This is a genomic window from Variovorax atrisoli, from assembly GCF_014195185.1.
Lineage (GTDB): Bacteria > Pseudomonadota > Gammaproteobacteria > Burkholderiales > Burkholderiaceae_C > Variovorax > Variovorax atrisoli.
Genome location: NZ_JACIBG010000002.1, coordinates 426,965 through 439,237 on the forward strand (window position 1 = coordinate 426,965; position 12,273 = coordinate 439,237).

The window sequence follows — 12,273 nt, forward strand, 5'->3', positions numbered from 1 at the left end:
GAGCCCTCATGACCACTCGCCGACCTCCCGCCAACGTCAGGCCCTTCGACGACCGCCGCACCAGCAACGCGATCGGCGCGATGGCCACGGCCTTCGTCGTGGGCGGGGTGGCCACGTGGTTCGCTCTGGGCGCCGCACGCACGGCGCGTGCCCAGCTCGCAGGCCCCGCGGACGGCGCACCGCTGATGCGCGCGCCGCTGCAGGTGGTGGCGCCGGTCGACCTGGAGCGTTATGCGGGTGTCTGGCACGAGCAGGCCCGGCTGCCGAATCGCTTCCAGAAGCAATGCGCGGGCCCGGTGAGCGCCGAGTACACGCCCCAGCCCGACGGCACGGTGCGCGTGGTCAACCGCTGCGTACGGGAAGACGGCAACTTCGACGAGGCCGTGGGCACCGCCCGCGTGGTTCCGGTAGCGGGCCAGCCCGGCGCCGGCCGCCTCGAGGTGCGCTTCGCCCCCGCCTGGCTGAGCTGGCTGCCGATGGTCTGGGGCGACTACTGGATCCTGAAGCTGGACCGCGACTACCAGGTCTCGCTGGTCGGCACGCCCGACCGCGAGTACCTGTGGGTGCTCTCGCGCGCACCGCGCCTGGACGACGCGGTACTGCAGGCCGAGCTGGACTACGCCCGCAGCCTGGGGTTCGACACCGGCAAGGTGACGCTGACCGGCAGGTAACGCTGCAGCTGCGAGGGCAGCATGGCCGGCGAGGTGCAGTGGATGGCGTGCCAGCCGAAGGCGCGCGCTGCTTCCACGTTGGCAGCCGAGTCGTCGATGAAGACGGTCTGCTCGGGATCGAGCGCGTAGCGCATCGCCAGCAGTTCGTAGATCTCGCGCTCGGGCTTGAGGAACTTCACGTCGCCCGAGAACACGCCTCCGTCGAAACGTCCCATGAAGGCATGCCGGCGCTCGATGGCGCGGGCATAGGGCGAGGGCATGTTCGACAGGTAGTACAGCCGCAGCGGCTGCCCCGCCTCGCGGTGGGCGATCAGCTGCTCGAGCATCTCGACGGTGACGCCGATGGGCTCCAGCCGCTCGCCCAGCCCGTCGAGCATCGCAAACAACGGTTCGGGCGGGAGCCCCAGCCGTGCCGACATGCGGGCGATGGAATCGGCCAGCGTGCGGGTGCCGCAGTCGAAGCTGGTCCAGTCGTCGTGATGGAAGAGCGCGCGGCCCATGGCCGCCGCGGCGGCTTCAGTGGGCGCGTGTGGGGCGAGATGGGCCTGTACCAGCCGGGTGGGCTCCCATGCGAACAGCACGGCGCCCAGGTCGAAAACCACGTTCATGGCCCCATTGTTTCATGCGCCGGGCACCACGCTCACGCCATGGGCTCCCAGTGACAGGGTGGCCTGGGCGCCGGCCGCCAGCGGGCTGGACAGGTCGGTCGACACCACGAAGACCGGCCCCAGACTGGTGTCGAAGCCGTATTCGTAGAAGCTGCCGAGGTAGGCCGACTTGCGCAGCGTGGCGGGCAGGCCGCCCGTGGCCTCGGCGCCGCCGATCCGCCAGGCCTCCGGCCGTACCGCCACCTTCACCGTGCCGGGCGCCACCGCGTAGCGCGGCTGCAGGCGCAGAGGACCCAGCGCCACGCTGCCGTCGGCCCCGGCCACCGCCGGGAACACCATCGCCTCGCCCATGAAGCCGGCGACGAATTCGCTCTCGGGACGGCCGTAGAGCTGCTCGGGCGTGCCGCGCTGGGCGATCACGCCATGGTCCATCACGATGATCTGGTCGCTCACCGCCAGCGCCTCGCTCTGGTCGTGCGTGACGTAGGCCACCGTGAGCCTCAGCCGCTGCTGCAGCGCGCGGATCTCCTCGCGCATCTCGCGGCGCAGCCGGGCGTCGAGGTTCGACAGCGGCTCGTCGAAGAGCAGCACCGCGGGCTCCAGCACCAGCGCACGCGCCAGCGCCACCCGCTGCTGCTGGCCGCCAGACAGCTCGCTGGGCAGCCGCTCGTCGAAGCCGACCAGGCCCACGCCGCGCAGGGCCTCGCGCGCCCGCGCCGCGGCCTCCTCCTTCTTCACGCCGCTCATGCGCAGCCCGTAGGCCACGTTCTCGATCACGTTCATGTGCGGGAACAGGGCGTAGCTCTGGAACATCATGCTCACGTTGCGCTCGGCCGGCCCCAGCGTGGTGACGTCGCGCCCGCCCATCAGGATCGATCCCGAGGTCGGCGACTCGAGCCCCGCGATCATGCGCAGGGTGGTCGTCTTGCCGCAGCCCGAGGGGCCGAGGATGGTGGTGAGCGTGCCCTCCGGCACTTCGAAGCTGATGCCCTTGACGGCCAGCGGCGCGTTCTTGTCGCTGCCGTAGCGCTTGGTGACGTTGCGGAATTCGATGCCGTTGCTCATGAGTCAGAGTTTCCGATTGCCGGACGCGGAAGTCCGAATTTCATTGCGCCACCACCACGGCCGAGCCCGCCCCGCGCCGCCCCAGCCTGCGCTCGCCGACCACCCACTGGACCAGCGCGATGGCCAGCGACATCAGGATCATCAGCACCGTGCAGTACGCCAGCGCGATGCCGTAGTCGCCGTTGCCCACGCGGCCGATGATGTAGGTGGTGGCCAGCTCGTTTTCCGCGGTGACCAGGAAGATCACCGCGCTCACCGTCGTCATCGCGCGCACGAAGCTGTAGACCAGCGCGGCCACCAGGGCGGGCTTCAGCAGCGGCAGCACCACCCTGAAGAGCGTCTGCGAGGTGGAGGCGCGCAGCATCAGCGAGGCTTCGTCGAGCGAGCGGTCGAGCTGCTTGAAGGCCGCCGTGCCGGCGCGCACGCCCACCGGCAGGTTCCGGAACATGAAGCACAGCACGATGATGAGCCCCGTGCCCGTGAGCTCGAAGGGCGGCACGTTGAAGGCCAGGATGTAGCTCACGCCGAGCACGGTGCCCGGTATGGCGAACGCCAGCAGCGCGCCGAACTCGAACAGGCCCTGCCCCCTGAACTCGTTGCGCGCCAGCAGCCACGCGATGAGCAGGCCCAGCGCCGCGGTGATGGGCGCCGAGATGCCCGCCAGCTTGAGCGTGGTGAGCAGCGAGTTCCACGCCGTGCCGGCCCACACCAGACCGAACTGTCCCCATTCGAGCGAGAACGCCGTCTTGAAGTGGTTGAGCGTGAAGGTGTAGTCGCGGCCCCAGGTCTGCACGAAGCCGCCCGCGAAGGCGAACAGGTAGACCACCGCGGTGAAGGCGATCCAGGGCAAGGCGATGCAGAGGATGGTCCGGCGCACGCCGTCGGGCAGCGCCATCGGGATGCCGGCGTCACCCTTGCCGCTGACGGTGGTGTAGTTCTGCTTGCCGAGCAGGCCGCGCTGCAGCGCGAACACGCCGAGAGCGAACAGCGTGAGCACCCAGGCCAGCGAGGCCGCGCGGCCCTGGTCGTACTGCGCGCCGACGATGGCGAAGAAGATGTCGGTCGACAGCACCGAGAACTGCCCGCCCACCACCACCGGGTTGCCGAAGTCGGCGATGCTCTCGATGAAGCCCACCAGGAAGGCGTTGGCCAGCCCCGGCTTCAGGAGCGGCAGCGTGATGGTGAAGAAGGCCCGGCGCCGGTCGGCGCGCAGCATCTGCGCGGCCTCCTCCAGGCTGGGCGCGATGCCCTGCACCACGCCGCGCATGATCATGAAGGCGATGGGCGTGAAGGCGAAGAGCTGCGCCACCAGCACGCCGGGCATGCCGTAGAACCAGCGCGTGGGCTCGATGCCGAACACGCTCTCCAGCACCTGGTTGACGATGCCCGCACGGCCGAAGAGCAGGATCAGCCCCAGCCCCACCACGAAGGGCGGCGTGATGATCGGCAGCAGCGCCAGCACCCGCAGCGCGCCCTGCCCGCGCTTGCTGCCGCGCTCGGCCATCAGCGCCATCAGCGTGCCGAGGAAGGTGGTGCCCGCCGCCGTGAGCAGCGCCAGCACCAGCGTGTTCCAGGCCACGCCGCAGCGCACGCCGCCTGCGAGACAGCCCAGCCCCCAGATGCGCTCGGTGAACACGCGGGCGACGAAGGCGGCGATCGACCACTGTCCGTCTTCGTTGAAGAACGCGCCCGACAGCGCCTTGCTCACCGGGTAGGCGATGAACAGCGCCATCAGCACGCCGCAGCCGACCACCGCGGCGGACACGAACAGGTCGCCCTTGAAAAGCCCCAGCCGCGCGATGCCGAAGGCTGCCAGCAGCACCAGCGCGGTGAGCGCCACGAAGCCGCCCGCGCCGATGCCGAACTGGTTGACCGCCAGCTCGCCGAACTGCGCGTTGAGCGCGGCCACGCTCCAGCCGCGCGCGCCGATGGTGAAGCCGGTCGCCGCAAGCCCGAGCGCGCCGATCAGGCCTCCGGCCAGCAGCCAGCGCCCCTGCGCCCTGCCCGGCGGAAGCCACGCGCCCACCGCGCACAGCAGCAGGCCGGCCAGGCCCACGAAGAGCCAGCTGCGGCCCTGCGTGGCCGCCTGCATCAGGCCGTTGGCACCTTCCGCCTGGCTGAAAACCTGCGGAACGGCCTCGTACCAGGTCGAATCCTGGATCGCATACCAGGGCAGCAGCAGGTAGCCCGCAAGGCCCAGCACGACCCACGCCCAGACCCAGCGCTGCGAGCGCCGGGCCGCCGCGAGCGACGCCGGGTTGACCGGCGCGCCTTCGATAGCACGCGCTTCCACTTACCGGGGCAGCGAGTTGACGTCTTTCTCCCAGCGCGCGATCAGCCGGCGCCGCTCCGCGCTGGCGCCGTACTTGGCGTAGTCGTAGTTGATGAACTTGATCTTCTTGAAGTCGGGAATGCGCGGATCGAGCTTGGCGTTCACGTTGCTCGGCAGCTGGAACTGCTTGTTGGCGGCGCCCAGCTCCTGCGCGGCGGGCGTCAGGGCCCATTCATAGAACTTCTTGGCCGCGTCGAGGTTGCGCGCACCCTTGACGATGCTCATGGAGCCGATCTCGGCGCCGGTGCCGTCGCTCGGGGTGATGGTCTCGACCGGGAAGCCCTGCATCTTCTCGCCCGGGCCGTCGTGCACGAAGCTGATCGACACGGCCGTCTCGCCGCGCGCCACCGCCTTGATCGGGCCGGTGCCCGAGCGGGTGTACTGGCCGACGTTCTTGTGCAGGGCCTTGAGGTATTCGAAGGCCTTGTCCTCGCCCATGAGCTGCACCAGCGTGGCGATCATGGTGTAGGCCGTGCCGCTGGAGGCCGGATTGGCCACCTGGATGTCGCCCTTGTATTCGGGCTTGAGCAGGTCGGCCCAGGTCTTGGGCACGGGCAGCTTTTTCTTGGCCAGCAGCTCGGGGTTGTAGCCGAAGCCCAGCGGGCCCGAGTAGATGCCCACCGTCTTGTAGCCAGACTGCTTGGCCTGCTGCTGTGCCCAGGGGTGCAGCTGAGGCAGCGTGGGCGACTTGTATTCGAGCGTGAGGCCCTGCTCGGCCGCCTGCAGGTGCGGGTCGCCGGTGCCGCCGAACCAGACGTCGGTCTTGGGGTTGTCCTTTTCGGCGATCAGCTGGGCCAGGGCCTCGCCCGAGCCCTTGAGCGCCATGTTGATGCGCACGCCGGTGGTGCGGGCGTATACCGTCGAGATCACGCTGCACCATTCGGCCTGCACCGAGCAGATCACGTTGACGGTCTGCGCCGAAGCCGCAGCCGACAGGCCCAGCAGCGCTGCCATTGCAAGAAGCTTGTTCTTCTTCATCGGGTCTCTCTTCCTCTGAGCAATAAAAAAAGGCCTCGCGGCCATCGGACAGCGTAGCTTTAGTACAGGCTTGGCGAATCCGTACAAGTACCATCGTGGCTGGCGAATTCGCTTTCGCGACCAGGGCAGCCTGGCCAGGCATTCAGACAAGGAAGGAAAGTTTTCTCATGAGCTTCGATCTCGTTCTGTTCGGCGGTACTGGCGATCTCGCGTGGCGCAAGCTGATGCCCGCGCTGTTCCAGGCCTTCCGGCACGGCAGCCTGCCTCCCGACGGGCGCATCGTCGGCGTGGCGCGGGACGACCTGTCGGACGACCAGTACCGGGAGCTGATCCAGTCGCGCTTCAGCGCCGTCGAAGGCGCCAAGCGGCCCTCGCCCGAGGAGTTCAAGAAGTTCGCCTCCATGCTGCACTACCTGCGCATGGACCTCTCCAAGCCCGACGACTACGCCCGCCTGGCCGACCTGCTCAAGCAGCGCGACGCCAAGACGGTCGTGATGTACGTGGCCACCGCCCCGGCGCTCTTCACCCAGGTGGTCGAGCAGATCGCCGCGGCCGGCCTGAACGGCCCGCGCACCCGCATCGTGCTGGAGAAGCCCCTGGGCCACGACCTGGCCTCCAACCGCGCCATCAATTCCGCCGTGGGCAAGGTGCTCGAGGAGAAGCAGGTCTTCCGCATCGACCACTACCTCGGCAAGCCCTCGGTGCAGAACCTCTTCGCCATGCGCTTCGGCAATGCGCTGTTCGAGCCCATCTGGCGCCGCGAGCACATCGCCAACATCCAGATCACCATCGCGGAAGACCTGGGCGTGGAAAAGCGCGGCGCCTTCTACGACCAGACCGGGGCGCTGCGCGACATGGTGCAGAACCACGCGCTGCAGCTGCTGTGCGCGATCGGCATGGAGCCGCCCATCAACTCGCACGCCGACGCCATCCGCGACGAGAAGCTCAAGGTGCTGCGTGCGCTGAAGCCCTGGACGCCCGAGAGCCTGGGCCTGCACGCGGTGCGCGGCCAGTACACGGCCGGCACGGCCTACGGCGAACGGGTGCAGGGCTACCGCGACGAGCCGGGCGTGAACCCCGACAGCCGCACCGAGACCTTCGTGGCGCTGCGCACCGAGATCGCCAACTGGCGCTGGGCCGGCGTGCCCTTCTACATCCGCACCGGCAAGCGCCTGGCCTCGCGCGACGCGCGCATCGAGGTCAACTTCCGGCCCACGCCGCACGCCATCTACCGCGCGCCAGCCGGCAACGTCAACAAGCTGGTGATCAACCTGCAGCCCAAGGACGGGCTGGAGCTTCACATGCTCGCGCAGGCGCAGGACAACCGCCAGCGCAGCAACGGCAACCAGAGCTCTGCCGCCCAGCTGGCGCCGGTGCAGCTCGACCTCGACTTCGACAAGCGCTTCGGCTCCGAGCGCGTGGGCGCCTACGAGCGGCTGCTGCTGGATGTGATCGACGGCCGCCTCAACCTGTTCGTGCGCAGCGACGAGCAGGAAGAGGCATGGCGCTGGGTCGAGCCGCTGCTCGAGAGCTGGGAATCGGACGGCGGCCCGCGCCCCTATGCGGCCGGCACCTGGGGCCCGAGCGCATCGAGCGCGATGATCGCGCGCGACGGCTTCTCCTGGGGCGAGGAGCAGTAAGCCCTCCGCCCTGCCTCACGCGCTCCCAGGCCGCTCAGCCGAACTGCAGGCAACGCATGCTGAGCGTGCCCGACTGGAATCCTTCGTAGACCGTCTTCGCGCGCTCGCTGCTGCCGGCGGCGCCCAGCGCGTAGAGGAAGGGGTAGTAGTGATCGGGCGTCGCCACCGCGGTGGCCGCGCCTTCCAGCTTCGCGTAGTCGACCAGCGCCCGGTCGTCGCGGCCCGCCAGCGCTGACTTCACCGCATCGTCGAAGGACTGCGCCCACGGCCGGCTGGCGCTCGGGCCGTCCGGCACGCCGCGGTCGGTGGCGCGCAGGTTGTGGACCACGTTGCCGCTGCCCATCACCAGCACGCCCTTGTCGCGCAGCGCGGCCAGGTCTCGCCCCACCGCGTAATGGAAGGCGGCCGGCTTGTCGTAGTCGATGCTGAGCTGGAACACCGGGATGTCGGCCTTGGGGTAGAGGTGCTTCAGCACCGTCCATGTGCCGTGGTCCAGGCCCCACTGGTCGGTGGCGATCACCGGCGTCTGCTTCACCGCACCCACGGTCTCGCGGGCGAATGCCGGGTGGCCCGGCGCCGGGTATTCGACATCGAACAGCGCCTGCGGGAAGCCGCCGAAGTCGTGGATCGTCTTCGGCCGCTCCTGGATTCCGACACCGGTGGCGCCGCGGCTCAGCCAGTGCGCCGAGACGCTGAGAATCGCCGACGGCCGCGGCAGCTCCCTGCCCCACGCCGCCAGCCGGCGCGTGAAGCCGTTGTCGGTGATGGCGTTCATCGGCGAGCCATGGCCGATGAAGATCACCGGCATGCGCCGCGTGGGCGATCCCGCGGCCTGCACGCTGCAGGCCAGCGAGGCCAGCACCGCGGTCGCGCCGAGCGCGGTGCCCATCAGGAAGCCGCGGCGGCCGGGTTCGGGGGTTGCGAGAGTCGTCGTCAGTGGCATGCCGGCACTCTGCAACAGTTTTCGGCGCAAGGCAGTGCCTTTGCGCACACTTTCTTGAAAGCGACCGGCGGCTGCCGCTACTTTCCGGCCAGCACGGGCGCTTCGCGCAGCGGTGCGCCCTTGACCACCAGCTGCACCGCCACCGCGACGACGATGTTGAGCACGAGCGCCGCCAGTCCGGTGTAGAGCGTGTAGCTGTCCCCGCCGATCACGAAGGTGTGCACGGGCTTGATGCCGTCCGAGAACGCCAGCCAGCTGCCGCCGGCCAACCCCACGGCCCAGCCGGCCAGGAGCGCCGGCGCGCGGAACCAGCCGAAGAACAGCCCGAACACCACCGCCGGGAAGGTCTGCAGGATCCACAGGCCGCCCAGCAGCTGCAGGTCGAGCGCGAACTGCGTGGGCAGGAACAGGATGAACACCAGCGCCCCCAGCTTGACCACCAGCGACACGATCTTCGCCACCTTGGCCTCGCCCGCCGGGGTGACATCGGGCCGCACGTAGGCCTTCCAGAAATTGCGCGTGAACAGGTTGGCCGCGCCGATCGACATCACGGCCGCCGGCACCAGAGCGCCGATGGCGATGGCCGCGAACGCGAAGCCCGCGAACCACGACGGGAACAGTGCATTGAAGAGCGCTGGCACCACGTCGTTGTTGCTCTTCACCGAGAGATGCGCCGCATAGGCCATGTAGCCCAGCAGCGCGATCAGCCCCAGCAGCACCGTGTAGGCCGGCAGGAAGACGGCGTTCTTGCGGATGGTGTTGGCGCTCTTCGCCGCGAAGATGCCGGTCAGCGTGTGCGGGTACATGAAGGCCGCCAGCGCCGAGCCCAGCGCCAGGCTCGCATACGGCAGGTACTGGGCCGGCTTGAGCGTGAGCCCGGTGGCGCCGCCCTTGGCCGCGAAGGCATCGCCGGCCACCTGGAACACGTGGCCGTAGCCGCCGAGCTTCATGGGCACCAGCACCACCGCCACCAGCACCACGATGTAGATCATCAGGTCCTTGACGAAGGCGATGAGCGCCGGCGCCCGCAGGCCCGCCGAGTAGGTGTAGAGGGCGAGGATCACGAAGGCGGCCGCCAGCGGCAGCTCGCCCGTGAGGCCCAGCGCCTTGATGACCACCTCCATGCCCACCAGCTGCAGCGCGATGTACGGCATGGTCGCGACCACGCCGGTCACCGCGATGGCCAGCTCCAGGGCCCGCGAGCCATAGCGCCCGTACACCACGTCGGCGGCCGTGACGTGCCCGGCCTTGTGAGCGGCATGCCAGAGCTTCGGCATGATGATGAAGACGATCGGGTAGACGAGGATGGTGTACGGCAGCGCGAAGAACCCATAGGCGCCCACGGCGTACACCAGCGCGGGCACCGCGATGACGGTGTAGGCAGTGTAGAAGTCGCCGCCCACCAGGAACCAGGTGATCCAGGTGCCGAAGTTGCGCCCGCCCAGGCCCCATTCATCCAGATGGGCGCCCTTGTGGCTCGCGCCGCCGCTTTGCCATCGCGAGGCCGCGAAGCCCATCACCGTGACCAGCACGAAAAAGAAGACGAAGACCGAGAGCGCGGTCCAGTTGATCTGGCCGTCCATCATTCGTCTCCTGCGTCATACCCGCTGCGGTACACGATCCAGATCAGCAGTGCCGTGACGGGAACCCACAGCAGCTGGTACCAGTAGAAGAAGGGGAAGCCGAACAGCGCCGGCAAGGGGCTGTTGTAGAACGGCAGCCAGAGAAGCCCGACGAAGGGCAACAGGAGCAAGGCCTGCATGTGCTGTTCTCCTTGGTGTGATTTTTACGAAAGCACACCAAGGCTTATAGACCTAAAGCCGAACACGCGGCGCCGACCCCGGAATTGCGCGCGTCGCCAGTCCCTCTCCTCTCCCTTCCCTGTGCCGCCTCCCTGCCGATCCCTGCCCTTCGCTACAGACGCTAGATGCGCCCTTCTTCCACCGCATGGCAGGCCACCTGCACGCCACCGATGCTCGACAGCTTCGGCCGCTCCGCCGAGCAGCGCGCATTCGCATGCGGGCAGCGCGGATGGAAGGCGCAGCCCGCGGGCGGGTTCAGCGGATTCGGCACCTCTCCCTGCACCGGGGTGCGCGAGCGGCCGGTCTGCTTCATCTGCGGGATGGCGTCCAGCAGCATGCGCGTGTACGGATGGCGCGGCGCCGAGAACAGGTCCTGCTTGTCCGCCACCTCGACCAGCCGGCCCAGGTACATCACGCCGACCTGGTCGGCCACGTGCCGCACCACGGCGAGGTTGTGCGAGATGAAGAGGTAGGTCAGGCCCTGCTCGCGCTGCAGGTCCTTCATGATGTTGAGCACCTGCGCCTGCACGCTCACGTCGAGCGCGGAAGTGGGCTCGTCGCAGACCAGGAACTCGGGCTGCGTGGCAAGGGCGCGCGCGATGGAGATGCGCTGGCGCTGGCCGCCGGAGAACTGGTGCGGGTACTTGCTCATGTCCAGCGGCGACAGGCCCACCGACTTCAGCAGCTCGCCCACGCGCTCGCGCAGCGCGGCCTTGTCGCTGAGGATGTCGTGCTCGCGCAGCGGCTCGCCGATGATGTCCTCCACGATCCAGCGCGGGTTGAGGCTCGCGTAGGGGTCCTGGAAGATCATCTGGATGCGGCGGCGCAGCTTGCGGCCTTCGGCGGTCTTGAAGGCGGCGTGCGCATCCTGCCCGTCGAACTTCAGGCCGCCGCGCGTGGGCGCGTAGAGCCCCACCAGCAGCCGCGCCACGGTGCTCTTGCCGCAGCCCGATTCGCCCACCAGCGCCAGCGTCTTGCCGCGCTCGATGGAAAAGCTCACGCCGTCCACCGCATGCAGCAGCACGCGCGGCTTGCGCTCGAGCACGCGGTTGAGCCAGGGCGGCGAGACGTCGAAGGTGCGCGCGAGGTCGTGGGCGACGACGAGCGGCTCGCCATTCGCCGGGGTACTTGCCACGGTGCTTGCAACGGCGTTCATCGCGTCACCTCCACGATGCTCTCGGCAGCCTCGGGCGTGGCGCGCTCGCCCGCCGCCATCGCTTCATGGTGCTTCGCGGCGATCTCGGCCTGGCCCACGTGCGGGTCGGCCGCGTCGTGCAGCCAGCAGGCGGCGCGCGTGGCGCCGGCATGCATGAGTTCGGGGCGCTCGACCAGGCAGCGCGCGAAGGTGCGCGGGCAGCGAGGGTTGTAGGCGCAGCCGGCCGGGATGGCATTGAGCCGCGGCATCGCACCGTCGATCTGGTTGAGGCGCTCGCGGTCGCTGGTCATGTCGGGAATCGAGCCCATCAGGCCCGAGGTGTAGGGATGCGCGGGCTGGTGGATCACCTCGTGCACCGGGCCGATCTCGGCGATGCGCCCGGCGTACATCACCGCCACGCGGTCGCAGGTCTCGGCGATCACGCCCATGTCGTGCGTGATCAGCATCACCGCCGCGCCGCGTTCCTTGCAGACCTGCTTGAGCAGCTGGATGATCTGCGCCTGGATCGACACGTCGAGCGCGGTGGTCGGCTCGTCGGCCACGATGAGCTTGGGCTCGGCCGCGAGCGCGAGCGCGATCACCACGCGCTGGCGCATGCCGCCGGAGAACTGGTGCGGGAAGTGGTCGATGCGCTGCTCGGCCGCCGGAATACCTGTGTCCTGCAGCAGGCCGATGGCCCGCTTGCGCGCCTCGGCCTCGCTCACCGGCAGGTGGGCGCGGATGGTTTCCACCAGCTGGCGGCCCACGGTGTAGAGCGGGTTCAGCGAGGTCAGCGGGTCCTGGAAGATCGCGCCGATCTTGCGCCCGCGGATGGGCCGCATCGCCTCGAAGCCGAGGTTGTCGATGCGCTGGCCCTCCAGCAGGATCTCGCCGCCGGCCACGCGGCCCGGCGGCTCCAGCAGGCCGATGATGGCTGCGCCGGTGAGCGACTTGCCGGCGCCCGATTCGCCCACCACGCCCAGGATCTCCCCGGGCGCGATGTCGAAGGAAATGCGGTCCAGCGCGCGCAACGTGCCGCGGCGGTGGGGAAATTCGACGACGAGGTCTTTGACTTGCAACAGGCTCATGGCGCTACCTC

The 12,273-nt window shown here is 69.1% G+C and carries 11 protein-coding genes; 2 read left to right on the forward strand and 9 right to left on the reverse strand.

The annotated features are described in order from the left end of the window. Positions 1-8: 8 nt before the first annotated feature. On the forward strand, positions 9-671 hold the full coding sequence (locus tag FHY06_RS08950) for a lipocalin family protein (protein WP_132796836.1): 663 nt from the start codon (positions 9-11) through the stop codon (positions 669-671). On the opposite strand, the gene FHY06_RS08955 is transcribed toward FHY06_RS08950, so the two are convergent. The 4 genes from FHY06_RS08955 to FHY06_RS08970 are packed head-to-tail and all read right to left on the reverse strand — an operon-like array spanning position 617 to position 5,654. Then, positions 617-1,279, reverse strand: a complete 663-nt coding sequence (locus FHY06_RS08955) for an HAD family hydrolase (RefSeq protein ID WP_126182643.1) — start codon at positions 1,277-1,279, stop codon at positions 617-619. The two genes, FHY06_RS08950 and FHY06_RS08955, sit on opposite strands and share 55 nt — an antisense overlap. A 12-nt stretch (positions 1,280-1,291) precedes the next feature. After that, on the reverse strand, positions 1,292-2,344 hold the full coding sequence (locus FHY06_RS08960; protein WP_184604533.1) for an ABC transporter ATP-binding protein: 1,053 nt from the start codon (positions 2,342-2,344) through the stop codon (positions 1,292-1,294). A gap of 40 nt (positions 2,345-2,384) precedes the next feature. Next, a complete protein-coding gene (locus FHY06_RS08965) occupies positions 2,385-4,637 on the reverse strand; it encodes an ABC transporter permease (protein WP_132796830.1) in 2,253 nt (750 codons plus the stop codon). After that, entirely contained in the window at positions 4,638-5,654 is a 1,017-nt protein-coding gene (locus FHY06_RS08970) for an ABC transporter substrate-binding protein (RefSeq protein WP_019654480.1), read from the reverse strand. It abuts the gene before it with no gap. 167 nt (positions 5,655-5,821) lie between these two features. On the opposite strand from FHY06_RS08970, the gene zwf reads away from it, so the two are divergent. Beyond that, complete coding sequence (gene zwf / locus FHY06_RS08975; RefSeq protein ID WP_126182640.1) at positions 5,822-7,294, forward strand: glucose-6-phosphate dehydrogenase; 1,473 nt, start codon at positions 5,822-5,824, stop codon at positions 7,292-7,294. Between the two features lie 34 nt (positions 7,295-7,328). On the opposite strand, the gene ygiD is transcribed toward zwf, so the two are convergent. The 5 genes from ygiD to FHY06_RS09000 all read right to left on the reverse strand — a co-directional run bounded on the left by ygiD (position 7,329) and on the right by FHY06_RS09000 (position 12,262). Beyond that, the gene (ygiD, locus tag FHY06_RS08980; RefSeq protein ID WP_126182639.1) at positions 7,329-8,237 is read right to left on the reverse strand and encodes a 4,5-DOPA-extradiol-dioxygenase; all 909 of its coding nucleotides are present in this window, start codon (positions 8,235-8,237) and stop codon (positions 7,329-7,331) included. A 77-nt stretch (positions 8,238-8,314) separates the two neighbouring features. Beyond that, entirely contained in the window at positions 8,315-9,820 is a 1,506-nt protein-coding gene (gene mctP / locus FHY06_RS08985; protein ID WP_132752319.1) for a monocarboxylate uptake permease MctP, read from the reverse strand. Next, complete coding sequence (locus FHY06_RS08990; RefSeq protein WP_019654484.1) at positions 9,820-9,999, reverse strand: DUF3311 domain-containing protein; 180 nt, start codon at positions 9,997-9,999, stop codon at positions 9,820-9,822. Before FHY06_RS08990 ends, mctP begins: the two co-directional genes overlap by 1 nt. A 161-nt stretch (positions 10,000-10,160) precedes the next feature. Then, positions 10,161-11,195, reverse strand: a complete 1,035-nt coding sequence (locus FHY06_RS08995; protein WP_019654485.1) for an ABC transporter ATP-binding protein — start codon at positions 11,193-11,195, stop codon at positions 10,161-10,163. Beyond that, complete coding sequence (locus tag FHY06_RS09000) at positions 11,192-12,262, reverse strand: ABC transporter ATP-binding protein (RefSeq protein ID WP_132796826.1); 1,071 nt, start codon at positions 12,260-12,262, stop codon at positions 11,192-11,194. The genes FHY06_RS08995 and FHY06_RS09000 overlap by 4 nt, the downstream gene beginning before the upstream one ends. Positions 12,263-12,273 lie beyond the last annotated feature (11 nt).

Excerpts from the sequence above, each read along its gene's own strand:
- FHY06_RS08950 (WP_132796836.1), top strand. The coding sequence starts at position 9 with ATGACCACTCGCCGACCTCCCGCCAACGTCAGGCCCTTCGACGACCGC.
- FHY06_RS08955 (WP_126182643.1), bottom strand. The coding sequence starts at position 1,279 with ATGAACGTGGTTTTCGACCTGGGCGCCGTGCTGTTCGCATGGGAGCCC.
- FHY06_RS08960 (WP_184604533.1), bottom strand. The coding sequence starts at position 2,344 with ATGAGCAACGGCATCGAATTCCGCAACGTCACCAAGCGCTACGGCAGC.
- FHY06_RS08970 (WP_019654480.1), bottom strand. The coding sequence starts at position 5,654 with ATGAAGAAGAACAAGCTTCTTGCAATGGCAGCGCTGCTGGGCCTGTCG.
- zwf (WP_126182640.1), top strand. The coding sequence starts at position 5,822 with ATGAGCTTCGATCTCGTTCTGTTCGGCGGTACTGGCGATCTCGCGTGG.
- ygiD (WP_126182639.1), bottom strand. The coding sequence starts at position 8,237 with ATGCCACTGACGACGACTCTCGCAACCCCCGAACCCGGCCGCCGCGGC.
- mctP (WP_132752319.1), bottom strand. The coding sequence starts at position 9,820 with ATGGACGGCCAGATCAACTGGACCGCGCTCTCGGTCTTCGTCTTCTTT.
- FHY06_RS08990 (WP_019654484.1), bottom strand. The coding sequence starts at position 9,999 with ATGCAGGCCTTGCTCCTGTTGCCCTTCGTCGGGCTTCTCTGGCTGCCG.
- FHY06_RS08995 (WP_019654485.1), bottom strand. The coding sequence starts at position 11,195 with ATGAACGCCGTTGCAAGCACCGTGGCAAGTACCCCGGCGAATGGCGAG.
- FHY06_RS09000 (WP_132796826.1), bottom strand. The coding sequence starts at position 12,262 with ATGAGCCTGTTGCAAGTCAAAGACCTCGTCGTCGAATTTCCCCACCGC.